Raw genomic sequence first — 25733 nt, forward strand, 5'->3', positions numbered from 1 at the left:
GTTAGTTCCTCCTTGCATAAATTATATCATACACCCGGGCGTTTCATTTTGACAGCAAAAAAAGAAGCCTTACGGCTTCCTTAATTATTAACGGTGCATGAATGCTAATACGATTTCGTTGATTCCAAATACCAACAACCAGAATGCAACAAGCCATACCAAACTTAATGCAGCTAATACTGGGTTGAAGATCAAGCAAACTGCAATGATCAAACTGATAATATTCAAAATCAAGTTAAAGATGAAGTAGCCACCTGAGAAATCACGTAAGTGCCATGAGAACGCAATACCAACAGCTGAGTCTACAAAGAACCAAATTGCAAATAAGTATGCAATGGTCAAGCTACCTACATCATATGAGCATAAGAACAAAATACCCACAATAATGTCTAACACACCTGAAATAATTGCTACCCAACTGCGTGAGAAGAATGCTCTAAAACGTGAATAGCCAGCTAACCATACTAAACCTTGAACAATTGAAATAATTGCAAAAATCAATACGAATGCGTGTAAACCTTTAGCAGGGTGTCTAAGTAGCACGAATGCAGCTACAACCATCAAGATACCTGCGATAAAGGCTCCCCAGTCGAATCTGCGGTTATCTCTAGAACTAGAAAAAATATCCATTTTATCCTCCTTGTTACATATTACATATTTTACACTTATTTAAGGATAAAAGATAACTTCCAATTCTATTTTTGCACTTCTTTAGTTAATTTAGTATCACGCTCTAAAACTGGCTTGAGATATTGGCCAGTATAACTTTCTTTAACTTGAGCAACTTCCTCTGGCGTACCAGTGGCAACAACTTGACCACCGCCATCTCCGCCTTCAGGACCCAAGTCGATCAACCAATCGGCATTCTTAATCACGTCAAGGTTGTGTTCAATAATTAAAACAGTGTTTCCTTCATCAACTAAACGTTGTAATACTTCAAGCAAACGCTTGATATCATCTGTATGCAATCCAGTAGTTGGTTCATCAAGGATGTAGAAGTTCTTACCAGTAGACAATTTTTGAAGTTCTGCGGCTAACTTCATTCTTTGAGCCTCACCACCAGAAAGTGTAGTAGCTGATTGACCCAATTTGACGTAGCCTAAACCAACATCAACGATAGTTTGCAGCTTACGTTGTATCTTAGGAATGTTTTCAAAGAACTTGCATGCTTCATTAATAGTCATGTCCAACACTTGAGCAATATTCTTACCACGGTAAGTTACTTCAAGTGTTTCTGAATTATATCTGCTACCATGACATACTTCACAAGGTACATAAACATCTGGCAAAAAGTTCATTTCAATTTTGATAATTCCGTCGCCGTGGCAAGCTTCACAACGTCCACCCTTCACATTAAATGAAAAACGAGCTTTGGTATAACCACGCATTTTTGCTTCGTTAGTTTGAGCAAAAAGGGTTCTAATATCATCAAAGACACTAGTATAAGTTGCAGGGTTACTGCGAGGCGTTCTACCAATTGGACTCTGATCAATATCAATAATCTTTTCGATATTCTTGTAGCCTTTAATGAACTTGTACTTACCAGGCTTAGTTGAATTGTGATTTAGTTTTTGAGCTAAAGCACGTTTCAAAATCATATTAACTAAAGTTGATTTACCTGAACCTGAAACGCCGCTAACTACAATAAATTTGCCTAATGGAAACTTAACGTCAATATTCTTTAAGTTATTCTCTTGTGCACCAGTGATCGTAATAAATTTGCCATTACCCTTACGACGCTTCAATGGTACTGGCACAAATTTCTTGCCGGAAAGATATTGACCTGTTAATGAGTTAGGATTCTTTTCTACTTCTTCTGGGGTACCTTGTGCCATAACTTTACCACCATATACACCAGCACCCGGCCCCATATCTACCAAGTAATCGGCTTGACGCATAGTTTCGTCATCGTGTTCAACCACAATTAGTGAGTTGCCCAAATCACGCATTCGCTTAAGGGAAGCAATCAGACGGTCATTATCACGTTGGTGCAAACCAATTGATGGTTCATCTAGTACATACATAACGCCAGATAAGTTAGAACCAATTTGCGTAGCCAAACGAATTCTTTGAGCTTCACCACCGGACAAGGTATTAGCTGAACGAGAAAGGGTTAAGTAATCTAGACCAACACTATCTAGGAATGAAAGACGATCTTTTACTTCTTTCAAAATTGGCTTAGCAATAACTGTTTCTTGTTCACTAAGTTTAACGCTCTTGAAGAAATCCAATGCCTTATTAATGGATAAATCTGATGCTTCAGCAATGTCCTTACCCATAACCTTGACTGCTAATGCCTTTTCATTAAGACGTTTGCCATGACAAGTAGCACAGGTTAATTCGGTCATGTACTTACCCATTACATCACGCATAAACTTAGACATTGGCCGCTTGTAACGACGTTCAACATTAGCCATTACACCTTCAAATGGTTGGGTGGTGTCATTAACGCCAAAATCACCAGTAACGTGGAACTTTACAGGCTTTGTGGAGCCATGCAAAACAATATCTCTTTGACGCTTGGTTAATTTATTAAATGGCTTGTCCATTGGGATCTTCAATGCTTCACAAGCTTGTTCAAGCATTTCTGAATAATAGTTAGAAGTCTTCCATGGAGCAAGTGCGCCTTCAGCCAAAGTCAGACTTTTATCTGGAACAACCAAATCTTCATCCACAGCAAGCTTTACACCTAAGCCGTCACAGTCAGGACAAGCACCAAATGGAGCGTTAAATGAAAACAGTCTAGGCTCCATTTCACCAACTGTAAAACCGCACTTAGGACAAGCATAGTATTCAGAAAAGTTTAGCATTTCGCCGCCAATGACATCGACGTTCATGTATCCATCTGACAAACGCAATGCAGCTTCAACTGAATCGAACAGACGAGATTTAATGCTATCTTTTACAATTAAACGGTCAACTACAATGTCGATTGAGTGACGTTTATTCTTTTCAAGATTGAATTCTTCGCCAATTTCGTGCATTTCGCCATCAACAATAACGCGAACATAACCTGCACGTTGAACTCGCTTGAAGACTTCTTTGTGTTCACCACGCTTGGAACGAACTACAGGAGCCAACAATTGGATCTTAGTTCTTTCAGGTAATTCCATAATTCGATCAACCATTTGATCAACGGATTGTCTTTCAATTAACGTACCATCGTTAGGACAAATTGGGTGACCAACTCTAGCCCAAAGAAGACGCAAATAATCATTAATTTCGGTAACCGTCCCTACAGTTGAACGAGGGTTATGTGACGTAGTCTTTTGATCAATTGAAATAGCTGGATTCAAACCATCAATTGAATCGACATCTGGTTTATCCATTTGTCCCAAAAATTGTCTAGCATAACTAGATAATGATTGAACATAACGTCGTCTACCTTCAGCATAAAGCGTATCAAATGCTAAAGAACTTTTACCAGAACCAGATAAACCAGTAATTACTACTAATTTATCTTTAGGAATGGTTAAATTAATATCTTTTAAATTATGTTCACGTGCTCCGCGAATAACAATTTTATCATTTGCCATTAAAATTCTTCCCTTTTCTTGTCTTCGGCTTTCTTGATGATGACTGCAATTCCATAATTGCATCCCGCAAGTTGGCAGCTTCCTCAAAGTCTAGCTTCTTAGCTGCTTCCTTCATCTGTTCTTGCAAGTTCTTGATCATCGTCTTCTTTTGCTTAGCTGTCAACTCGTCAAAGTTCAAATCAGCGAAACTATCAGTTTTCTCTTCCTTGGCATCCCCAGCAGGCTTAGTAACAGAGATCACATCTTGGATTGGTTTAATAATCGTCTTAGGCGTAATGCCATGTTCCTTATTAAATTCTTCCTGAATCTTACGGCGTCTCTTAGTTGCCTTAATAGCTGCCTTCATGGAATCGGTAATCGTATCAGCATACATGATTACCTCACCATTTGCGTTACGAGCGGCACGTCCCATCGTCTGGACAAGCGGTCTATATGCACGCAAAAAGCCTTCCTTATCTGCATCCAAAATTGCTACCAATGAAACTTCCGGTACATCGATCCCTTCACGCAAAAGGTTAATTCCGATCAAGACATCAAATTTACCTAGCCGTAAATCACGCAATATTTGCATTCGCTCTAGCGTCTTAATATCTGAGTGCAAATAGCGAACCTTTATGCCTAAGTCTTTCAAGTAATCGGTCAAATCTTCAGCCATTTTCTTGGTCAAAGTAGTAACAAAGACACGTTCATTTCGATCAATGCGCTTGTTGATTTCACCAACTAAATCATCAATCTGCCCTTCGATCGGCCTTACTTCAATCTTAGGATCCAGCAAACCAGTTGGCCGAATAATCTGCTCTACCTTATGATTTGTTCTTTCAAGCTCATAATCACCAGGCGTAGCAGATACATACAAAATTTGATTTACATGCTTTTCAAATTCAGACAACTTAAGCGGACGGTTATCCAAAGCTGATGGCAAACGGAAACCATAGTCGATTAAAGTCTTCTTACGGTTACGGTCACCATTATACATAGCACGAATTTCTGGCATAGTAGCATGAGATTCGTCAATTAAAATCAAGAAATCATCAGGGAAGAAATCAAGCAAAGTATATGGTGGTTCACCAGCTTTTCTGCCTTCCATATGACGAGAATAGTTTTCGATACCATTGGTATAACCAACTTCTCCCATCATTTCCATATCATAAGTCGTTCTTTGCTTAATTCTTTCAGCTTCAAGTAGCTTACCTTCGCCTTCGAACTTCTTAACTTGCACTTTCATTTCTTTAGAAATAGCCTTAAGCGCACGTCTCATTTGTTCATCATTAGTCATGAAGTGCGTAGCTGGGAACAAAGAAATACTTTCACGTTCGCCGATTACCTCACCAGTTAAGGAATCTATTTCAACGATTCGGTCAATTTCATCACCAAAGAACTCAATCCGATAAGCATGTTCAGAGTTGCCGGCAGGAAAGATTTCTACTACATCCCCACGAACACGGAAGCGTCCACGTTGGAAATCAATATCGTTACGATCATATTGCAGGTTAACCAAGTCACGCAATAATGTATTGCGTTCATATTCTTGGCCTTCATGAATCATCAGTACGCTACGGGCATATTCCTTAGGATCACCCAAACCATAAATACACGAAACTGAAGCTACGACAATTACATCGTTACGTTCCATCAAGGCTGAAGTAGTAGCGTGACGTAACTGATCGATTTCATCATTGATTGATGAATCCTTTTCAATATAAGTATCAGATTGTGGCACATAGGCTTCTGGTTGGTAGTAATCATAGTAAGATACAAAATATTCAACAGCATTGTGTGGGAAAAAGCCTTTAAACTCCCCGTAAAGCTGTCCTACTAAAGTCTTATTATGTGTAATTACTAAAGTTGGCTTATTAAGCTTTGCAATAATATTGGCCATAGTAAAAGTCTTACCAGTACCAGTTGCACCTTCAAGAATTTGTTCTTTATAACCTTTTTTAAAACCAGCTGTTAATTTATCAATAGCTTGCTGTTGGTCTCCAGCGGGCTTAAATTTAGATACTAATTCAAATTTCCGGTCTTTTTGTCGTTTAATCATAAATTACTCCTCAAGAAAAAAGTTGGACTTGATTGTCCAACTTTACAACTAGTATTTATATTTTACTACTGCGAACGTGCTTTCGCACTAAATATGCTTAATTATTTAAGAAGTTCAGCCAAAGCTTTTTGATAATCTTCGGCAACCTTTTCTGCAGTTGCAATGTCTTTCTTGTTGACACCAACGTAAGCCTTAATAACTGGTTCAGTACCTGATGGACGAAGAGCAACCCAAGTTTCATCATCTAGGAAGTACTTCAAAACGTTTGATTCTGGGAATCCTTCAAGTGGAGTTACCTTACCATCTTCAATGGTTTCCTTCTTCAAAAAGTCTTGAATCTTAAGTACCTTATGACCGTTAATTTCAGTCAAATGTTCACCACGCAACTTACTCATCAATTCAGCCATCTTCTTTTGACCACCAATACCTGGCATTTCAATGGCCTTAGTGATTTCGTAAGCAACACCGTACTTCTTCCAGATTTCTTGTAAACCGTCAAAGACAGTCATGCCACGTGAAGCATAGTAGCTAGCAACTTCGGCGAACATCAAAGCACCTTGCATTGCATCCTTGTCACGTGCGAATGGCTTGAACAAGTAACCATAACTTTCTTCAAAGCCCATCAAGAACTTAGCATCGCCAGCCTTGTTCATACGGTCCACTTCTTCACCAATGTACTTAAAGCCGGTCAAAACATACTTAGTTTTAATGCCAAAGTCCTTAGCAATCTTGAATGGCAAAGCACTTGAAACTACTGAAGTAACAATTTCATAATCGCTACTCAACTTGCCATTTTCCTTAAGGTGAGCAAGCAAGTAATATGCCATCAAAGTAGCAATTTGGTTACCAGTCAAAACTTGGAAGTCACCGTCAGCTTTTCTAACAGCTGCACCCATTCTATCTGCATCTGGATCAGTGGCAATAATAACATTAGCATTTACTTTATCTGCCAACTTAAAGCCTGGTTCAAATACATCACGATATTCTGGGTTAGGTTTAATAGTTGTTGGAAATTCTGGGTCAATGATTGATTGACTTGGAACAGGAATAACGTTGTCAAAACCACCTTGTCTAAAGGCACGATCATAAAGCATTTTACCTGTACCATGAAGTGGAGTGTAAATGATCTTCAATTTATCAGCGTTAGCCTTAACCATGTCTTTATCGACAGTAACTTGCTTCAATTCATTCAAGTAGTCTTCATCGACATCTTCACTGATTAATTGTAAAGTGCCATTTGCACGAAGTTCCTTAACTGGCGCAGCCTTAACGCCAAAAATATCAGTAACTTTTTGAGCGTAACTGAATAAACGATCAGCATGTTCTGGTGCCATTTGTGCACCATCTTCGCCATAAACCTTGTAACCATTGTATTGCTTAGCATTGTGAGAAGCAGTAATGTTAATCCCTGCAAAAGCATGTAAATAACGAACTGCATATGAAAGTTCTGGAGTTGGTCTTAAGTCATCAAATAAGTAAACGTGAATGTCATGTGCTCCAAGTACGCGAGCTGCGTGTTCCGCAAATTCTCTTGAATGGTATCTTGAGTCAAAAGAAATTACAACACCACGTTTTTTAGCTTCTTCACCGTTTTCTTCAATTAAACGTGCAAGACCTTCAGTAACTCGGCCTACAGTGAACAAATTAATTCTGTTAGTACCAGGTTCAAGACGACCTCTCATTCCTGCAGTACCGAAATTAATATCTTGACCAAAGGCATCTTCAATCCATTTTTCATCTTTACCCAATTCATTTAATTGATCTTTTAAATAATCAGGTAAGTTAGTAGCTTTTTGCCATTCTTCATAAATTTCTTTAGCGTCCATTTTGTCCTCTATTCATTAAACTTAAATAATTGATGGATTAACGCTGTCTTTTTACTATCAATGTATTTTCTATTATCTCTTATAATTATAAAACTAAAAATTTGTTTGGTTAACTTATATCTGCTTTTCTTAGTATTTTCCTAAGCACACTATCTTCACCAGCCAGCTTGGTTTGATCCAGTTCAGCCGCAACTTTTTCTGCAACTGACTTAGGCAAACAATAGAAAGCAAAGTTTTCTTCAGCTAAAACAGTTTCTTCTTTATTTTTGTTAATGCAGTAGACCATAATATTCTTTTCATCATATCTGATAATTGCATTAATTCCAGTTGCCACATGTAAAAAGCCAATTTTGCCGTTTACGAGCACCGAATTTTGTTTTCGAACATTAATCCATTTGCTAACTTGTGAAATTAGACTATGGCTTTCGCGTCCCCATGGGAAAAAGCGTCGATTATCAGGATCTTTACCACCAATTAACCCAGCTTCATCCCCATAATAAATACAAGGAACTCCTGGCAGCATAAACATTAGTCCAAACGCTAATGTCACTAACTTTTCATCATTTTGCAAAGCCGTTTTGATTCTCACGGTATCATGCGTACAGATGTTGTTTAAACAGTTTAGCAAAAAATTAGTAGGATAGTATTCTACCGGTAAAGCCAGTCTATTCATAAACCCTATCTCGGCATCATTATTTTCACTTTTTAACAGACCAACAATGAAATTACGCACGGGATAATTCATGACCCCTGTCAAATTATCACCAAAAGTATAAGGACGATACTCACTATTTGCGAATTTATCCGAAGCATCTTCTCCAACTTCGCCAATCATCACCTGACAATTTTATTTCATCAGGCGTCTGCGGATATTGCCTAAAAAGTCCATTGGCAACTCATCGGCTACATCCAAACGCCAGCCGTCTACTTGATCTCTCGTCCATTTAGCCAGTACTCCATGATCACCATAGATAAAGTCTTGGTATTCTTTATTACTCTTATTGACTTCAGGTAAAGACGATACGCCCCACCAAGATTGATATTTTTCAGGATAATCAATGAAGTTAAACCAAGAATAATAATGACTACTTTTATCTTTGATGGCTTCTTGGAAATAAATACTTTCTTGACCTACATGATTAAACACACCATCCAGCAAAAGATGCATCCCATTTTGATGTAAATCATGGATCAAACCATGCAGATCATCTTCATCACCTAGCATCGGATCGATCTTCATATAATCAACCGTATCGTAGCGGTGATTGCTGGTTGCTAGGAAAATCGGATTCAGATAAATAGTGGTTACGCCGAGCTTTTTCAAGTACGGTATTTTCTTTCGAATGCCTGCTAAATTGCCACCAAAAAAGTCCCAGCGCGTAATTTCTCCTCGAGTATTTTTGATGTAATATGGCGTATCTTCTTCAGTTGCGTACAAGAAGCTATTTTTCTTGCGACCTGTGACCTCACCATGAGGGTTACCATTGGTAAAACGATCAGGGAAAATTTGATAAACAACGCCTTGATCATACCAATCAACCTGTGGCACCTTGCGCTCATAGCAAGTTAATTGATATTGATTCAAGTTGTTATCATCCTGTACTAATCTGCCTTGTCCAAAGAGACCTTGATCTACATAAAACATCTGATTATTTTGTTTAATTGCAAAATAATAATTATATAGACCGGAACTACCAACTCTTACTTGAGTCTCATATTTTTGAGTCTCCTTATTGTAATTCATTGGATAAGCCACTGGATCTTCATTAAGTTTAGTTAACCATAGATCTACTTCCTGTACTGGTTGATCTATTGCGATCGCCCAAGTTACTAAAGTATTGGCCTGAATTGCCCCAAAAGGAGTTTTATATTGTTTTTGCCAAGAATCATAAGTTACTTTCATTAGCGATCAGCTTTTTCAATCTTTAGTTTCTTCAAATGCCAAATACCTTGAGCATAGCGTTCAATTGTCTTATCTGGATTGAAACGTTCTGAGTGAGCAATGTTAACCAAACTCATTTGTTGCCATACTCGTTTTTGTGCCCAAGTTTGTTCAATCTTTTCTTGCGCTTTCAAGTAAGCTTCAAAGTCAGCTAATACAAAGAATTGTTCTTTGTCTGACAAAAAGTTGTTTACTAAGGCTTGTCCTTCTGATGAACAGTTAGGAACAGTACCGTCAATTAAAGCATCAACGCCCTTCTTCATACATCTGTCTAGGATGATATAATTTTTCAGCATAATACTTATAAACTTAATCCTTGTTTAAACCAAATGTGAAGATGTTTTCTTCGCCAACAGCATCTTTGATTTCGATATTGGCATCATCCATTGTGGCTACAGTTAAAGCACCGTTAGCCATCAACTTCATGTTGCTGGTACCACTAGCTTCCTTGGTTGTAGTAGAAATTTGTTCACTAATATCAGCTGCAGGAATAATTTTTTCAGCTAATGAAACATCGTAGTTTTCAAGGAAGACAACCTTCAACTTGCCGTGAATATCTGGATCGTTATTGATCATGTTGGCAGTTTCATTGATCACCTTGATAATTTGCTTAGCAAAGACATAACTTGGTGCAGCCTTAGCACTGAAAATTACTACTCTCTTTGAGTGATCGATTCCGGCCTTCAAGTCTTGATATAGTTTCAAGATATGCAACAATTTCAAAGTTTGACGCTTGTATGCGTGCATTCTTTTAACTTGCACATCAACATTAGTCGAAAGAATTGAGTGCTCAATTATGCCATCAACGTAGCAACCATCAACAACCATTGAATTTGAAACTTGAGTGTTTTCGGTAATTACTTGTGGTGGGGCAAACCGCTTATCTATTTTTATCCCAAAAAATAGAAGCTTACTATATTGTTAGTAAACTTCTATTTAACTTTTACTAAATTCAGTTAATCTTTTAAATCTTGGTAGTAATTGTAAGCAGCTTGGCCAGCTACAGAACCTTCACCAACAGCATTAGCGATTTGGCGTAAATCTTTATCACGAACATCACCCAAAGCAAAAATACCAGGAACATTGGTTTCCATATGATCGTCAGTTGGGATCCAACCTTGTTCATTCAAAATACCCAAGTTTTCGAATGGCTTAGTTTGTGGCAAAACACCAACGTAGATAAATACACCAGCAACTTTAAGTTCTTTTTCTTCGCCAGTTTCTTTATCGCGATACTTAATACCAGTTACACGATTGCCATCACCAAGAATTTCTTCTGTTTGAGAATTCCAAACAAACTTCATCTTCTTGTTAGCAAAAGCACGCTTTTGCAAGCTAGGTTGTGCACGTAACTTGTCACGGCGGTGAACAACAGTAACACTCTTAGCCAATTGCGAAAGGTAAATTCCTTCTTCAATAGCTGAGTCACCACCACCGATAACAGCTACATCTTCATCCTTAAAGAATGCAGCATCGCAGACAGCACAGTATGAAACACCACGACCAGAATATTCTTCCTCGCCTGGCACACTCAAATGACGATGATCAGAACCAGTAGCAATGATTAAGATAGGTGCACGGTATTCCTTGTCATCATCAGTTTTGACAACTTTTTCGTTTCCATCCAATTCAACAGATTGGACATTACCATACTTGTAATCTGGCTCAAATTTCATCAAAGTATCGTACATTTTTTGACTAAGTTCTGGTCCTTTGATTTCTGTAAAACCAGGATAGTTGTCAATTGCATCAGTATTGTTCATTTGGCCACCGTAAGGGCCACGATCAAGGACTAATACATTTAAGTTGGCACGTGTAGCATATAAGGCAGCTGTCATGCCACCAGGACCCGCACCAATAACAATTGCATCATATTTATCGGCCATAATTTTCTCCTTTACTTACCTTTCATAAGCAAATAATACTATAGATTTAAATTTTTGCAATTGTTTTGCTTACAAATTATAAACGAATTTCAGACTTTGGTGCTCTACCCATCATCTTTTTGATTTCAGTCTTTACATCTGAATTTTCGTAAAGAACACGATAAATAGCATCACTGATTGGCATATCAATGTCCTTTTCTTGACTAAGTTCATGTACAGCCTTAACGGTAGTAGCGCCTTCAACAACTTGACCCATGTTCTTAAGTACGTAGTCAAGAGTCTTACCCTCACCGATTTGCTTACCAGCACGCCAGTTACGTGAGTTTACTGAAGTACAAGTTACGATTAAGTCACCGATACCTGACAAACCACTAAAGGTCATTGGCTTAGCGCCGAAGTAGCCAACACCTAAACGTGCAATTTCGGCTAAACCTCTAGTCATAAGTGCAGCCTTAGCATCGTCACCGTAGCCTTGACCTACTAAAATACCAGCAGCAATAGCGATAACGTTCTTAACAGCACCACCTACTTCAACACCAATTAAGTCGTCGTTAGTGTAGAAACGAACATAGTCGTTTGAGAAAATCTTTTGTACCTTTTTAGCATTTTCTTCATCAGTTGAAGCACATGCAATAGCAGTTAAGTCTTTTTGAGCTACATTTTCTGCGTGACTTGGGCCAGAAATAGCTACGATCTTGTCTTGATCATTAGGGTAAATTTCTTCAGTCAAAATTTGAGAAATCAATTTCTTAGTACCTGGTTCAATACCTTTAGTAGCAGTTACTAAAAGTGGCTTGTTGCCAGTTTTTTCCAAGACTTTGCGTACTTGCTTAGCAACGATTCTAACAGCCTTGGTTGGCAAAACGAATAACACCAATTCTGCACCATCAAGTGCTTCATCCAAGTTGCCAGTTGCTCTAGTAGTTTCGTTTAACTTCCAGTCTTTCATGTAGTGACTGTTAGTATGTGTTGCGTTAATTTCTTCATTAACACTTTCAATATTACCGTAAAAAGTTACGTCGTTGCCATTGTCGGCCAACATTGAGCCTAATACTGAACCCCATGAACCGTTACCTAAAACTGCAATCTTTGTCATTTTTATCTCTCTATCCTTCTAAACTTGTACTTTTAATAATCTAATCTCTTGTATACGGATATTTTAATCCGCTACCCTCTAAATACCATTTAGGTTTAACAACTTTGCGTCGATAAATCCATAAAATAATTGTAGCAATAAAGAGGACTAAACTTAATGCCTGTGATACACGTATTATACCAAAAATGTATAGGCTATCCGTTCTCATCCCCTCAACAAAGAATCTAACTACACTATACCAAAGAAGATACGTCATGAAAACTTCACCTTGTTTAAAAACATGTTTTTTATGACGCAATGATAAAATCACAATCAACCCAATCAAATTGAAAAACGATTCATACAAAAATGTTGGCTGATAATAAGTTCCACCAATCTTCATTTGCTGAATAATGAATTCAGGCAAGTGCAGACTTTGTAAGAAATGCAATGTAGTTGGGCCGCCGTGGGCTTCTTGATTAACGAAGTTGCCCCAGCGTCCTAAAATTTGGGCAGCCATTACTCCTGGCGTAATAATATCTAACATCAAAAATGGTGGTAATTGTCTTTTATAACAAAAGACTAACAGCACGATTAAACCAGCAATCAACCCACCATAAATGGCAATCCCACCGTTCCAGATGGCAATTATCTGATCGGGATGCTGTGAATAATAACCCCATTCGAAGATGACGTAGTAAAGTCGTGCACCAACATAGCCTAATGGAACAGCCCACAAGAGCAGATCTACAAAATCATCAGGAATGATATGTCTTTTTTTACCTTCACTAATCGCCATAAAGGCGGCTAATACAATGGCCACGGCCATAATTATGCCGTACCATTTGACACTCAAATTTCCTAATTGAAATGCTACAGGATTAATTACTAGTTTAGTCATCATGTGGCACCTTATTCGTATCTTCCTTAGAGTGCTCTGAAATCAAGCTAGTTAAATTATTATCAAAGGTTTGAGTTGCATCGTAACCCATCTTCTTAGCTCTGAAGTTCATTGCAGCTACTTCAATGATAATTTCGATGTTACGTCCTACTTTAACTGGAATATTAATTTGTGGAATAGCAACGTTGCAAATTTCACGCGTATTCTCTTGGAAGCCTAAACGGTCATAATTTGCCTTAGGATCCCAGTTAACCAAATTAATTACTAATTGAATCTCTGTTCTATTCTTAACGGCACCGGCACCAAACAAGTTCATTACATCGATAATGCCGATCCCTCTAATTTCCATCAAGTGCTTTAAAATTTTGGGAGCTTCTCCAACAACTGTATTATGGTCTTTTTGGAAAGCATCTACTCGGTCATCCGCAATTAATCTGTGACCTCTTTGAACCAAACCCAAAGCAGTTTCAGATTTACCAACACCGGAAGCACCTGTTAAAAGCACACCCATACCTTTAATTTCAACTAATACGCCGTGAATACTGGTTCTTTTAGCAAGACGTGCACGTAAGTATTCAGTCATCACACTAGAAATATATGTTGTTGATTCACTAGTATGAATAATTGGAATATGTGCTTCTTCAGCAGCATCTGCTAATTCTTGTGGTACTGGAAGTGAACGTGAAATCAAAAAACATGGTGTAGCCTTAGTAGCCATTTTAGTAAAAACATGTTTTCTAATGTCATGATCAAGTCGAGCCGCATAAGAAATTTCCGTCCGTCCAAGAAGTTGGATACGTTGTGCAGGATAAAAATCAAAATAACCAGTTAATTCTAGTCCTGGACGATAGATATCTGAGACAAAAATTTCTTTATCTTTGATATATTCCTCGCCTTGATAAATGTGAAGAATACTCTTGTTATCCTGAATTAATTTGCTTAACTTAACAGCATCTGCCATGATATACCTCCTAACTATTTGTCATCCTTAATATCTTTAACAGTTACATTACGAGCCCGTTTTCTTGTACTTTTTTGAGTAGATTCACCAGCTCTAAACCAATCATAATATGTTCCACTGGTTGGTACACGATTTTTATTTCTCTTGCCTGAGATCCAAAAGACCAACCACATGATTCCAATTGCAATTAAAGCAACTGGCAAAAGCAAAATGAATGCTTTAAAAAATACAAATAACAGACTCAAAATAATTAATGCTACTAAAACAAGCGTTACAATTCCTAAAAAACTCATTTTTTCACCTATTCTGGATTTTCTTGACTAAGCAGCCATTGCAAATATGAATAAATAAATGGTTGTAGCTTCCCATCCATTACACCATTTGCATCGGCAGTCTCATAGCCTGTACGCAAATCTTTTACCAAATTGTAAGGATGGAAAACATAAGACCGAATTTGCGAACCCCAACCAATTTCCTTTTGGTCGCCTTTCAGGGCTTGTTTTTGCTTACGCTTCTTCTCTTCTTCCAAGTGGAAAAGCTTGGCTCTCAATTCATTCATGGCTGTTTCACGGTTTTGCAATTGTGAACGTTGAGCCTGTGATGTAGTTACAATCCCTGTTGGCAAGTGTGTAATTCTAACGGCACTAGAAGTCTTGTTGATGTGCTGACCACCGGCACCGCTTGAACGATAAACATCAATCCGCAAATCTTTAGGATCAATATCAATTTCAATACTGTCATCGATTTCTGGAATCACTTCAACGGAAGCAAAAGAAGTGTGCCGTCTCTTAGCTGCATCAAACGGTGAAATTCTGACTAAACGGTGAACACCATTTTCAGATTTAAGCATCCCGTAAGCATTTTTGCCTACAATTCTGGCACTTACACTCTTTAGCCCTGCTTCTTCGCCTGGCTCGTAATCGTTAATTTCAAACTTAAAGCCAGCACTATCGCAATAGCGTTGATACATCCGCAAGAGCATTTGACCCCAGTCCATTGCTTCTGTACCACCGGCACCTGGGTGAATTTCCATCAATGCGTTATGACTATCATATTTACCTGACAGCAATAAATCTAATTCATAATTATGAAATTCATCTTGAAGAGTAGCTAGATTCTCTTCTGTTTCTTTTTGCAGATCTGGATCAGGTTCTTCGCGCAATAATTCAACTGCGGTTATTTCATCTTCATATCCTTTTTGCAATTTCAAAAAGGAGTCGCGTTTTTCTTTTAAAACGTTATTTTCACTAATTAATTTTTGTGCTTTTTCCTGATCATTCCAAAAATCAGGTTGAGCCATTTTGGCTTCGTTTATTTCGATGCTTTCATCAATCGCATCAAGGTCAAAGAGACCCCCTAAAGTGATTTAGACGCTTTTTAAGCTCATCTAACGCACTTTGAATTTCACTAAGTTCCATATTTTTCCTTTTTCTATTTACAAAAAAAGGGAAGCTGTTAACTCCCCTTTTTCTTTATTAACGACTAAGATTTTGTCTAATTTCAGCCTTCATGAACAAACGAGTTACATCAAATTCAATATTTGAAATCATTTCTTCAAACATTCTGTAACCAGAATCTTGATATTCAACCAATGGGTTAAGTTGTCCATAACCACGTAACCCGATTGATTGACGCAATTGATCCATTGCATCGATATGATCAGTCCAACGATCGTCTACAACACGCAAGATAACAACCTTTTCAAATTCAAGCATTTGACTTGGATCACCCAAGGCCTTTTCCTTGTCTTCAAAGTTCTTTTCAACGATGTCATAAAGTTTCTTCTTCAAATCTTCAACACTAATAGTCTTGAAGTCGATTGAATTGGTTTCTTCTTCAGAAGTCAAACTTGAAGAAATAAAGTCGCGCAATGAATCCAAACGCCATTGACTTCTGTCACCTTGAGTAAACATATCAACTTGGCTGTTGATAGTACGGTGAATCATTGGAATCAAAACGTTCTTCAATGACTTGTCGGCCTCAATAACTTGCATTCTTTCGCCGTAAATGATTTCACGTTGAATACGCATAACATCATCGTATTGCAAAGTTTGCTTACGAGTATCGTAGTTGTTACCTTCAACACGTTTTTGAGCAGATTCAACTTGACGAGTAATCAAACGACTTTCAATTACCTTATCTTCATCATTATCTGACAAACGGTCCAAGAAGTCCTTAACACGGTCTCCACCGAAACGCTTCATCAAGTCATCTTCAAGTGATAAGTAGAATCTAGTGTAACCTGGGTCACCTTGACGACCAGAACGACCACGAAGCTGGTTATCAATACGACGTGATTCGTGACGTTCAGTACCAATAACTGCTAAACCTCCAAGTTCCTTAACACCAGGCCCAAGCTTAATATCAGTACCACGACCGGCCATGTTAGTAGCGATAGTTACGGCACCACGTTGACCAGCGTTCATGATGATTTGAGCTTCCTTAGCGTGGTTCTTAGCGTTCAAAACTGCGTGAGGAATACCTGCTTTATCAAGCATCTTACTCAAACGTTCTGAACTTTCAATGGCAACAGTACCAACCAAAACAGGTTGACCCTTAGCGTGACGCTTCTTAATTTCTTCAACTACAGCGTGGAACTTAGAGTCCAAAGTTGGATACAAAATGTCTGGCATGTCTTTTCTGGCAATTGGACGGTTAGTAGGAATCGTGATTACCTGCATGTTGTAGATCTCACGGAATTCTTCCTCTTCAGTCTTAGCAGTACCAGTCATACCTGACAACTTCTTGTACATTCTGAAGAAGTTCTGGTAGGTAATAGTAGCTTGCGTTCTTGATTCTTCTTGAATCTTAACGCCTTCCTTAGCTTCAATAGCTTGGTGCAAACCATCTGAGTAACGACGGCCTTCCATTACACGACCAGTGAATGAGTCAACGATCAAAACTTCGCCATCTTGAACAACGTAGTCGATATCCTTAAGCATGATGTAGTTGGCACGAAGAGCTTGGTCAATGTGGTGAACCAACTTTTGGTTTTCAACATCGTACAAGTTCTTCAGACCAAAGTGTTGACAAGCCTTTTCAATACCAGTTCTGGTAAGTGAAATAGTCTTAGTTGGCCAGTCAATCTTGTAATCGCCGTGATCTTCATCATCGTCGGCATCATCATCGCTCTTGTCTTCAGTCAAAGTCTTAACAAAGCGGTCAGCACGGATGTAATCACTGTTTGCTTGTTCAGCTTCACCAGAAATAATCAAAGGAGTTCTAGCTTCATCGATTAAGATAGAGTCAACTTCGTCGATGATAGCGTAGTTCAATGGACGTTGTACCATTTGTTCCTTGTAAACAACCATGTTGTCACGCAAATAGTCAAAGCCAAGTTCTGAGTTAGTTGAGTAAGTAACATCACAGTTGTAAGCTGCACGCTTTTCGTCTGGTGACATTGAGTTCAAGTTCAAACCAACAGTTAAGCCAAGCCACTTGTAAAGTTGACCCATTTCTTCTTCGTCACGACTTGAAAGGTATTCGTTAACAGTAACAACGTGTACACCCTTACCTTCAAGTGCGTTCAAGTATACTGGCATGGTTGCTGTCAAAGTCTTACCTTCACCAGTCATCATTTCGGCAATGTTACCGTAGTGAAGTGCAATACCACCCAAAATTTGTACGTGGAATGGGTAAAGTCCTAATACACGCTTAGCACCTTCACGAGCAACTGCGAATGCTTCTGGTAAAAGATCATCCAAACTTTCGCCCTTCTTTAAACGGTCACGAAACTCTGGTGTCTTTGCTTGCAATTGTTCATCAGATAGCTTGCTCATTTCATCTGCATGAGCTTCTACCTTAGCTGCGATTTTTTCAAATTTCTTAAGTTCTCTTTTATCGTCGTTATATAGTTTCTTTAAAATATTTACCATTAAATCGGTCCTTATATGTCGTAAAGTCTAAAAATACAGAATAATTTTAACATGTTTATCAGCAAAATAAAAATATTCTAAACAAAAAACCCCACGCTCAAACAAACGCGAGGTTTTTAATTAACGAGTATTTTAACCCAATTATTCGTTAGTTTCAATTAAGCCGTAACGACCATCGTTTCTACGGTAAACAACGCTAGTGCCGTTGGTTTCAGCATCTTCAAATACGAAGAAGTCGTGTTCCAACATATCCATTTGCAAAATTGCTTCTTCTGGATCCATCGGCTTTAAACTTACGCGCTTGTTACGAACGATATCGAATTCACTAGGCTTCTTTTCTTCTTCTTGTGGTTGTTCCACGAAGAAATCTTGTAAACCTTTTTCACGACTCTTTCTGTTTACACGAGTCTTGTACTTTCTGATTTGACGTTCAAGTTTCTCTGAAACGAAGTCAATGCTACGATACATATCATCCGTGGTCTCTTCAGCTCTCAAAACCAAGTATGGTAAAGGAATAGTGACTTCGACCTTAGCAGAGCGGTCACGGTAAACTCTTAAGTTTACGTGTGCGATCACATCTTGATTCAATTCAAAGTATTTTTCCAACTTGTTTAAACGTTTTTCAACATAGCTTCTTAAAGCATCAGTTACTTCGATATTTTCTCCACGAACATTGTACTTTAACATATAAGATTCTCCTTTCACCGCTATGCGGTTTTTCTTTACACTTACATTATAACAAAAAATGAAAGCGTTTCATAACAAATCTATCGACAAATTGAAAAGCTTTCAATTTGCATCCCCGGAAAAACTTCTTTTAAGCAGTCCCGTGCGTAATAAAGTGTTCGTCCCGTAGTATAAATATCATCCAGAATTAATACTTTTCCCGTTTGTTTATTCTCTCTTATATTTATAGTTTTATCAACTAAAAAGCTCTGCGGCGTTTTTAGCCTTTCTTCTTTGTTTTTCTCGCCCTGTGCATGACTACCTTCCTTTTTAATTAAAACCGTTGTAAGCGGCAAAATATCACCGTAAATTGCAGAAATTGTATCGAATTGTCGTCTTTGCTGGTGTTCTGGTGACGTTGGAACTGGCACGTAATAATCATATTTATTTTTTACCAAATATTCGTAGCACAATTCCTGTAAAATCTCACGCATAGCATAATCACCGCGTCTTTTATAAGAAACCATCAAATCATGAAAGGTCGAATCATAGCGATATAGTGCATGATTGCGCAAAACATCCCCTTGATAAATTCTTTTCCACCGCTCGCAATCGTTACAAATAATTCCTTTATCCAGCATTCTCGAACAAATTGCACATTGCTTGCCAGTCAAACGTTGAAACTGCTTTTGACAATGCCGGCATATTTTTAGCTCGCGATATTTCTTTAATGAAAAAATCTCCGCAAAAGAAATGACAGGAGTAAAGCCTTGTTCACAAAGCAGACATTTTTTCATTTATTCATCTCCTTAATTTGTTTGATGCTGCTACGAATATTTTTAGTGTAACGATGGTAACAGTAAAGCACCAAGCCACTTGGATCATCCTTTGCTCTACCTACTCGTCCTGCAATTTGAACCAAACTGGCAGCTGTATAAATCGGATCATCTGCGGCAATGATGATTACCCAAACATGCTTAAAAGTTACCCCGCGTTCCAAAATAGTTGTTGTTAAAAGCAAATCTATCTTTTTCTCACGAAATGCCTGTACTTTTTCCAGTCGTTTAGGATCTTGCGCATGAACGCCAGCAATTTTGATTTGTTCATCTTGTAATTTCTTTTGCAAGATTTGCAAATAAACCGGTATTTCCTCAATTCTTGGGACAAATACCAATAATGGATGTCCACTTTTGATTACCTTTTTAATCTCATTTAATAATTTTGGATGAATCTGCTTTTTTTTATCCAAAAATGGTTTAATAAATAATTTTTCACTCGGTACAGGTAAAAGTCCACCATGGAAACGACGATTTAATTTTAAAATCTGAATCTTTCCTTGCTTTGCTTCTTCCAATAAATCTGCCGTTGGCGTAGCACTTAAATAAACTCTGACACCATTCTTCTTCACAGCTACCTTAGCTGCAAAGTGTAATTGGGGATTGCCCACATATGGAAATGAGTCAACCTCATCAATTACCAATAAATCAAAAGCCTGATAAAACTTCATCAATTGGTGTGTGGTACAAATAGTCAATTGCTCTAACCCTGGTTCCTTGAATTCTCGACCATGATATTTGCCAATTTCAATTTCCGCAAAAGCCGCCTCAAAACGAGGGAAAAGTTCATTTACCACATCAATTCTTGGCGTGGCAATACAGGCTCTTTTGCCGCTTTTCATACATTCTGCAATCAATTGAAAAAGCATCTCGGTTTTACCAGCCCCAGTTACCGCATGAACCAAACTATGTTTTTTCTGCTTAAAATTACTCACCAATTCATCAGAAATCTTCTGCTGTAGCGATGTTAATTTTCCATTCCATGTCATGCCGCCATTTATTTTTGCAGGATATTCATAATTTTCATTTTGTCTTACTAAAAAATCACCTTCAACGATTCGACCAATACCAATACAGCCGCGACAATAAAATTTACCACTTGGCAATCTGTATTCAACCTTCGTGCCACAACGATTACATTTTTTATTTTCAATCGCTGGAATTTTGCTAGAAAGCTTAAGTATGCTAGAATCCTTTTGACTAACAACCCATTGACGACCAAATAATAGAGTTGAATCTTCCATTGTTTTCACCCCTCTATTATTTATTACGCAAAAAGAGGCGATTTTTTTGTCAGAAAAAGAAAATTTTTTAACTATTAAAGAAAATGGTAGTGGTGAATTAATTATCAAAAAGAGCAGATTTATTGCCAGCATTGCCAGAACTAATTCCGTTGAAGAGCTAACGCCTTTATTCAAGAAATTTCTAAAAAATACCGCGATGCTAACCACAATACTTTTGCTTATACGATCGGCTTAAACGATGACCAGGTCAAAGAAAGTGATAATGGCGAGCTTCTGGTACTGCAGGTGTTCCTGAATTAAAGGCATTGCAATTGATGAAGTTAAAGAACGTGACTGTTGTCGTTACCAGATATTTTGGTGGTATCAAATTAGGAGCCGGTGGTTTAATTCGGGCATATTCTAACAGCGTAACCAATGCCGTAGAAAAAGTTGGCGTAATCAAACGCGTCTTGCAACAAGAATTAATCTTCAGTGTTCCTTATAACCGTTTTGACGAAATTGACCACTACTTAAAGACAACTGATGTTTTCATTGCCAACACTGAATATGGTGTAGATGTGAAAATTCATATTTTCTTAGACGATGATGATCAAGAAAAAACCAAAAACGACCTGACCAATTTGTTATCTGGTCAAGTCGAATTTACAAAGGGACAAAAACGTTACAACGAAATCCCCGTCAAAGACAATAATTTCCACGAGCAATAAAAAAGGATTAGCGATAATGCTAATCCTTCTTACTTTGATCATTTTTACTCTTCAGCTGATCAGGCTTTTCATCTCCTAAGTGCCAAACTTCAACAGTAGGATCTGTTCTCTTCTTTTGATTAATAATGCTTTGAATTACATGCATCAAAGGATGATATTTCTCTCCCAATAAACCAATTGATTCCACGAAATATTCAAGCGCAAACAGCAATCCAATAATCAAAAGCCAAGTGCCCCATGCTGGTGAAAGCAAGAACAACAATGAAATAAATGAAAATACTAATGACAACGCATAGATAGTTAAGACAGTTTGTCTATGAGTCAATCCCATCCGCATTAATTGGTGGTGCAGGTGATGTTTATCAGCTTCAGAAATTGGCTTTTTATTAAGCTTACGTCTGATCATTGCATAAACCGTATCGGTAATTGGTACACCCAAAATAATGATTGGAACCAGCAATGAAATAAAGGTTACATTCTTTAACCCCTTTAATGACAAAACGGCAATCATAAAACCAATATAAAGCGCACCAGTATCACCTAAAAAGATCTTAGCCGGATGAAAGTTATAAGGCAGAAAACCTAATAAACAAGCTGCCAGCATAAAACATGCGATAGGCACATAAAGTTGGTGTGTATGCAAAAAGAAATATCCAACAATTCCCATGGTAGTTAAGGAAATCATTGAAACCCCATCAGCTAAACCGTCCAGCCCATCAATTAAGTTGACTGCATTAGTTAATGCCAATACCCAAAAGATGGTAATTGGGAAACTCCACCAACCTAGATTGACTTCATGTGTAATGAAAGGAAGCTTTAACACGTTCATTCTAATACCCGCTAAGAAATAGATAATTAGCGCGGCAATAAAAATACCAAACATTTTTTGTCTGGGCTTCAATTCCAAAATATCATCAATCAATCCTGTAAGCACAATCACACTAGAAGCTAGCAGAATCGAGAAAATTTCATGAGTAGGGAACTGCTCTCGTAAAAGCACAAAAGCGCCAATGTTAAAAGTAACAAAAATACCTAGTCCCCCGATAGTTGGCATTGGCTTCTTATTAACACGACGAGCATTAGGATTATCAACGGCACCTAGTACAAAGGCCAGACGTCTGATGAAAGGCGTAATTGCCGCTGAAATAATTACTAATAAGAATAATTCAACAATAATTTTAAACATATGTGGCTACTTTCCTTATATACTTGTTCTAATTATACAAGTAGACACGCTTTTGTACAAATAGCGAAAAAAGGTTTGGAACTTTGAATTCCAAACCTTTTTCTTTATTTAGCAATTGCTACAACACGTTTTTCACGGATAACGGTAATCTTGATATTTCCTGGATAATCCAGTTCCTTTTCTACTTGATTACGTATATCACGTGCCAAAATTACTGTTCGATCATCTGAAATTTCATCAGGCTCAACCATAACTCGAACTTCACGCCCTGCTTGAATAGCATAAGCTTGCTTAACGCCTTGATAGCTCTTAGCAATTTTTTCTAGTTCAGTCAAACGTCTAATGTAATTTTCCAAACTCTCGCTTCTTGCACCTGGACGAGCTGAAGAAATCGTATCTGCTGCAACAACAAGTTCAGCAATAAACGATAACTTAGGCACATCACCGTGGTGAGCAGCAATCGCGTTAACTACAACATCGGGTTCATGATATTTTCTGGTTAATTCAACCCCAATTTCTACGTGGGAACCTTCGATATCATGATCGATGGCTTTACCAATATCGTGTAATAATCCCGCGCGAACCGCTAGTTTTTCATCTAAACCAAGTTCCGCAGCCATAGTACCTGCTAGCTTGCCGACTTCAATTGAGTGAGACAAAACATTTTGTCCATATGAAGTACGATACTTCAAGCGACCAAGTGTCTTAACCAACTCAGGGTTCATTCGATGGATACCTAATTCCATCAAGGCACTTTCACCAGCTTCGTAAATATCGTCGTTTACTTCTTTTCTGGCCTTATCAACCATTTCCTCAATGCGAGCTGGGTGAATTCGACCATCCTTGATTAATCGTTCCATTGCTCTCTTGGCAATTTCACGTCTAATAGGATCGAAACCACTCAGTGTGACAACTTTTGGTGTGTCATCGATAATTAGATCGATTCCAGTTAAAGCCTCAAATGAACGGATGTTGCGACCTTCACGACCAATAATCCGTCCCTTCATTTCTTCATTTGGCAAGTCAACAACAGATACGGTAGTCTCGGCTACAGTATCTGCTGCACTGCTTTGAATGGCATCAACAATGACTTGATTGGCAAAATGATCAGCTTTAGCTTTAACTTCTTCATTGCTGTTTCTGATCATTTCAGCCCGTTCTTTAACTAATTCATCAGATAATTGATCAAGAACAATCTTTTTAGCTTGTTCCCTGTCTAATTTAGCTACGTCATAAAGTTTTTGCCGTCTGGTTTCAACTAATTCATCAGCCTCAGTTAACTTCGCCTGTAAGCTAGCATCTTGCTGCTTTAATTGATCTTCTTTTTGCGTGAGTTCAGTTTCTCTTTCATCTAACAAAGAAGTCTTATGATCTAAGGTATCTTCACGTTGTTGTAAACGGTTCTTTTCCCGAGCTAAGTTGTCCTTTTTGACATTTAACTCATCTTCGGTTTTTTGCCTAAAATCACGAATTTGTTCTTGAGCTTCAAGAATCTTTTCTTTCTTAGTATTTTCAGCACTTTGCTTAACAGCTTCTGCTGCTTGCTTTTGTGCGTTAACTTCTGCTTCAGCGGCAGCTACCTGTGCTTTAGCATCAGCCAAAATATGGTCTGCATCATTTTGCGCATTCTGGGCCTTTTGTTCCCAAGAATGCTTACGAATTGCATAACCAATGCCTGTACCCACCAAAAGTGAAACAATGGCAGTTGCGACGGGAATCATAATTATTGTATTCATGATTACTATCGCCTTTTTTTAGAATTATTCACACAACTTTTATGATAAAGAACCTATGAGTCCATGTCAATCATGATAAAAAAACCTTGGAATAAATTCCAAGGTAAAGACTAATATTATTTAGTTTTTTCAGCATCTTTGGTATCAGATTCTTCTTGTGGTGCTTCTTCACGCTTTTCCTTGATCTTTTCAGGATTCTCGCGATCAGCAATTGACTTTTCGTCAATTCCATAAGCCTTACGAACCTGTTCTTGAATATCTTGATAAATATCTGGGTGATCTTCAAGATACTTCTTGGCATTCTCACGCCCTTGGCCAATCCGGTCATTCTTGTATGAGTACCATGAACCAGCCTTATCAATAATATCCTTGTCGGCAGCCATATCAAGCAATTCACCACTTTGTGAAATACCCTTGCCATACATGATATCAACTTCGGCAACCTTGAATGGTGGAGCAACCTTGTTCTTAACAACCTTAATCTTAACGCGGTTACCAAGAACATCACCTGATTGCTTAATTTGTTCTGCTCTTCTTACTTCAAGACGAATAGTTGAGTAGAACTTAAGTGCTCGACCACCTGGTGTGGTTTCAGGGTTACCAAACATGACACCAACTTTTTCACGGATCTGGTTAATAAAGATCGCAATTGTCTTAGTCTTAGAAATGGTACCTGATAATTTACGCAAAGCTTGACTCATCAAACGAGCTTGCAAGCCGACGTGAGCATCCCCCATCTCACCTTCAATTTCGGCACGTGGTACTAAGGCAGCTACAGAGTCAACTACCACAATGTCAATCGCACCACTGGAAATCAAGGTATCGGCAATTTGCAAACCTTCTTCACCAGTATTAGGTTGTGAAAGAATCAATGAATCAATGTCCACGCCCAAAGCTTCTGCGTAAGCCGGATCCATTGCGTTTTCGGCATCGATATAAGCAGCTGTTCCGCCACGTTTTTGCACTTCAGCAACTGCATGAAGGGCTACAGTAGTCTTACCAGATGATTCTGGACCATAAATTTCGATAATTCTGCCACGAGGATAACCGCCAACACCAATAGCGGCATCTAAGGCAAGTGAACCGGTTGGCACTGTTGAAATTTGCGTATCTGCTTTTTCACCCATACGCATAACGGCACCTTTTCCAAAGTTCTTTTCAATTTTCTTAAGAGCTGCGTCTAATGCAGCTTGCTTTTCATCTTTGGCCATTGCTACCTCCTAAATTTTCGTACTTAATAATTATACTTTGTTCAACAACCAATTTGCAAGCAAAATGCAAACGAATGTTCAAATCATTTTCCCTACACTTTTTATGT

General features: G+C 38.2%; 17 protein-coding genes and 3 pseudogenes. 1 reads left to right on the top strand and 19 read right to left on the bottom strand.

All coding sequences use genetic code 11. The features are described 5' to 3' along the window. Positions 1 to 87: 87 nt before the first annotated feature. The 16 genes and pseudogenes from JCM1039_RS02225 to JCM1039_RS02305 all read right to left on the bottom strand — a co-directional run bounded on the left by JCM1039_RS02225 (position 88) and on the right by JCM1039_RS02305 (position 20786). Positions 88 to 630 carry an HdeD family acid-resistance protein gene (locus JCM1039_RS02225; RefSeq protein ID WP_025014478.1) on the bottom strand — a complete coding sequence of 181 codons (543 nt, stop codon included), beginning with the start codon at positions 628 to 630 and terminating at the stop codon, positions 88 to 90. Between the two features lie 65 nt (positions 631 to 695). Beyond that, positions 696 to 3536 carry an excinuclease ABC subunit UvrA gene (gene uvrA / locus JCM1039_RS02230; protein ID WP_025014479.1) on the bottom strand — a complete coding sequence of 947 codons (2841 nt, stop codon included), beginning with the start codon at positions 3534 to 3536 and terminating at the stop codon, positions 696 to 698. After that, positions 3526 to 5574: an excinuclease ABC subunit UvrB gene (gene uvrB / locus JCM1039_RS02235; RefSeq protein ID WP_025014480.1), complete on the bottom strand. Its 2049-nt coding sequence runs from the start codon at positions 5572 to 5574 to the stop codon at positions 3526 to 3528. The genes uvrA and uvrB overlap by 11 nt, the downstream gene beginning before the upstream one ends. Before the next feature lie 101 nt (positions 5575 to 5675). Next, positions 5676 to 7400 (bottom strand): phospho-sugar mutase, encoded by a 1725-nt coding sequence (locus tag JCM1039_RS02240; protein WP_025014481.1) that lies wholly within the window; start codon positions 7398 to 7400, stop codon positions 5676 to 5678. Between the two features lie 109 nt (positions 7401 to 7509). Beyond that, positions 7510 to 9303: pseudogene (locus tag JCM1039_RS10330) on the bottom strand (glycoside hydrolase family 13 protein). Next, a pseudogene (locus JCM1039_RS11855) lies at positions 9303 to 10107 on the bottom strand (glycogen/starch/alpha-glucan phosphorylase); the annotation flags it as partial. The pseudogenes JCM1039_RS10330 and JCM1039_RS11855, both read right to left, overlap by 1 nt. 191 nt (positions 10108 to 10298) lie before the next feature. Further along, positions 10299 to 11228 carry a thioredoxin-disulfide reductase gene (trxB, locus tag JCM1039_RS02260; protein WP_025014484.1) on the bottom strand — a complete coding sequence of 310 codons (930 nt, stop codon included), beginning with the start codon at positions 11226 to 11228 and terminating at the stop codon, positions 10299 to 10301. 76 nt (positions 11229 to 11304) lie between these two features. Continuing rightward, positions 11305 to 12324, bottom strand: a complete 1020-nt coding sequence (locus tag JCM1039_RS02265; protein ID WP_025014485.1) for an NAD(P)H-dependent glycerol-3-phosphate dehydrogenase — start codon at positions 12322 to 12324, stop codon at positions 11305 to 11307. A gap of 40 nt (positions 12325 to 12364) precedes the next feature. Further along, positions 12365 to 13204: a prolipoprotein diacylglyceryl transferase gene (lgt, locus tag JCM1039_RS02270; protein ID WP_025014486.1), complete on the bottom strand. Its 840-nt coding sequence runs from the start codon at positions 13202 to 13204 to the stop codon at positions 12365 to 12367. Continuing rightward, on the bottom strand, positions 13197 to 14165 hold the full coding sequence (gene hprK, locus JCM1039_RS02275) for an HPr(Ser) kinase/phosphatase (protein ID WP_025014487.1): 969 nt from the start codon (positions 14163 to 14165) through the stop codon (positions 13197 to 13199). Before hprK ends, lgt begins: the two co-directional genes overlap by 8 nt. Positions 14166 to 14179: 14 nt before the next feature. Beyond that, a complete protein-coding gene (locus tag JCM1039_RS02280) occupies positions 14180 to 14458 on the bottom strand; it encodes a hypothetical protein (protein ID WP_025014488.1) in 279 nt (92 codons plus the stop codon). An 8-nt stretch (positions 14459 to 14466) separates the two neighbouring features. Continuing rightward, positions 14467 to 15583, bottom strand: a protein-coding gene (gene prfB / locus JCM1039_RS02285) for a peptide chain release factor 2 (protein WP_155831085.1) whose coding sequence is annotated in 2 segments (ribosomal slippage) — positions 14467 to 15510 and positions 15512 to 15583 — 1116 coding nt in all. Because the reading frame shifts where the segments join, the coding sequence is not laid out codon by codon here. A gap of 57 nt (positions 15584 to 15640) precedes the next feature. Continuing rightward, complete coding sequence (secA, locus tag JCM1039_RS02290; protein WP_025014490.1) at positions 15641 to 18040, bottom strand: preprotein translocase subunit SecA; 2400 nt, start codon at positions 18038 to 18040, stop codon at positions 15641 to 15643. Positions 18041 to 18181: 141 nt separating this feature from the next. After that, positions 18182 to 18727: a ribosome hibernation-promoting factor, HPF/YfiA family gene (gene hpf, locus JCM1039_RS02295; protein ID WP_025005160.1), complete on the bottom strand. Its 546-nt coding sequence runs from the start codon at positions 18725 to 18727 to the stop codon at positions 18182 to 18184. 80 nt (positions 18728 to 18807) lie between these two features. After that, a complete protein-coding gene (locus JCM1039_RS02300) occupies positions 18808 to 19503 on the bottom strand; it encodes a ComF family protein (protein ID WP_025014491.1) in 696 nt (231 codons plus the stop codon). After that, entirely contained in the window at positions 19500 to 20786 is a 1287-nt protein-coding gene (locus JCM1039_RS02305) for an ATP-dependent helicase ComFA (protein ID WP_025014492.1), read from the bottom strand. The genes JCM1039_RS02300 and JCM1039_RS02305 overlap by 4 nt, the downstream gene beginning before the upstream one ends. 46 nt (positions 20787 to 20832) lie before the next feature. On the opposite strand from JCM1039_RS02305, the pseudogene JCM1039_RS10335 reads away from it, so the two are divergent. Then, positions 20833 to 21493 (top strand): annotated as a pseudogene (locus tag JCM1039_RS10335) (YigZ family protein). A gap of 19 nt (positions 21494 to 21512) precedes the next feature. On the opposite strand, the gene JCM1039_RS02315 reads toward JCM1039_RS10335, so the two are convergent. The 3 genes from JCM1039_RS02315 to recA all read right to left on the bottom strand — a co-directional run bounded on the left by JCM1039_RS02315 (position 21513) and on the right by recA (position 25626). Continuing rightward, the gene (locus JCM1039_RS02315; protein WP_025014493.1) at positions 21513 to 22679 is read right to left on the bottom strand and encodes a glycosyltransferase family 4 protein; all 1167 of its coding nucleotides are present in this window, start codon (positions 22677 to 22679) and stop codon (positions 21513 to 21515) included. 104 nt (positions 22680 to 22783) lie between these two features. Then, positions 22784 to 24415 carry a ribonuclease Y gene (rny, locus tag JCM1039_RS02320; protein WP_025014494.1) on the bottom strand — a complete coding sequence of 544 codons (1632 nt, stop codon included), beginning with the start codon at positions 24413 to 24415 and terminating at the stop codon, positions 22784 to 22786. A gap of 116 nt (positions 24416 to 24531) precedes the next feature. Continuing rightward, positions 24532 to 25626 (bottom strand): recombinase RecA, encoded by a 1095-nt coding sequence (gene recA, locus JCM1039_RS02325; protein WP_025014495.1) that lies wholly within the window; start codon positions 25624 to 25626, stop codon positions 24532 to 24534. Between the last annotated feature and the right edge of the window lie 107 nt (positions 25627 to 25733).

This window comes from Lactobacillus kitasatonis DSM 16761 = JCM 1039 (assembly GCF_000615285.1).
GTDB lineage: Bacteria > Bacillota > Bacilli > Lactobacillales > Lactobacillaceae > Lactobacillus > Lactobacillus kitasatonis.

Excerpts from the sequence above, each read along its gene's own strand:
- JCM1039_RS02225 (WP_025014478.1), bottom strand. The coding sequence starts at position 630 with ATGGATATTTTTTCTAGTTCTAGAGATAACCGCAGATTCGACTGGGGA.
- uvrA (WP_025014479.1), bottom strand. The coding sequence starts at position 3,536 with ATGGCAAATGATAAAATTGTTATTCGCGGAGCACGTGAACATAATTTA.
- uvrB (WP_025014480.1), bottom strand. The coding sequence starts at position 5,574 with ATGATTAAACGACAAAAAGACCGGAAATTTGAATTAGTATCTAAATTT.
- JCM1039_RS02240 (WP_025014481.1), bottom strand. The coding sequence starts at position 7,400 with ATGGACGCTAAAGAAATTTATGAAGAATGGCAAAAAGCTACTAACTTA.
- trxB (WP_025014484.1), bottom strand. The coding sequence starts at position 11,228 with ATGGCCGATAAATATGATGCAATTGTTATTGGTGCGGGTCCTGGTGGC.
- JCM1039_RS02265 (WP_025014485.1), bottom strand. The coding sequence starts at position 12,324 with ATGACAAAGATTGCAGTTTTAGGTAACGGTTCATGGGGTTCAGTATTA.
- lgt (WP_025014486.1), bottom strand. The coding sequence starts at position 13,204 with ATGACTAAACTAGTAATTAATCCTGTAGCATTTCAATTAGGAAATTTG.
- hprK (WP_025014487.1), bottom strand. The coding sequence starts at position 14,165 with ATGGCAGATGCTGTTAAGTTAAGCAAATTAATTCAGGATAACAAGAGT.
- JCM1039_RS02280 (WP_025014488.1), bottom strand. The coding sequence starts at position 14,458 with ATGAGTTTTTTAGGAATTGTAACGCTTGTTTTAGTAGCATTAATTATT.
- secA (WP_025014490.1), bottom strand. The coding sequence starts at position 18,040 with ATGGTAAATATTTTAAAGAAACTATATAACGACGATAAAAGAGAACTT.
- hpf (WP_025005160.1), bottom strand. The coding sequence starts at position 18,727 with ATGTTAAAGTACAATGTTCGTGGAGAAAATATCGAAGTAACTGATGCT.
- JCM1039_RS02300 (WP_025014491.1), bottom strand. The coding sequence starts at position 19,503 with ATGAAAAAATGTCTGCTTTGTGAACAAGGCTTTACTCCTGTCATTTCT.
- JCM1039_RS02305 (WP_025014492.1), bottom strand. The coding sequence starts at position 20,786 with ATGGAAGATTCAACTCTATTATTTGGTCGTCAATGGGTTGTTAGTCAA.
- JCM1039_RS02315 (WP_025014493.1), bottom strand. The coding sequence starts at position 22,679 with ATGTTTAAAATTATTGTTGAATTATTCTTATTAGTAATTATTTCAGCG.
- rny (WP_025014494.1), bottom strand. The coding sequence starts at position 24,415 with ATGAATACAATAATTATGATTCCCGTCGCAACTGCCATTGTTTCACTT.
- recA (WP_025014495.1), bottom strand. The coding sequence starts at position 25,626 with ATGGCCAAAGATGAAAAGCAAGCTGCATTAGACGCAGCTCTTAAGAAA.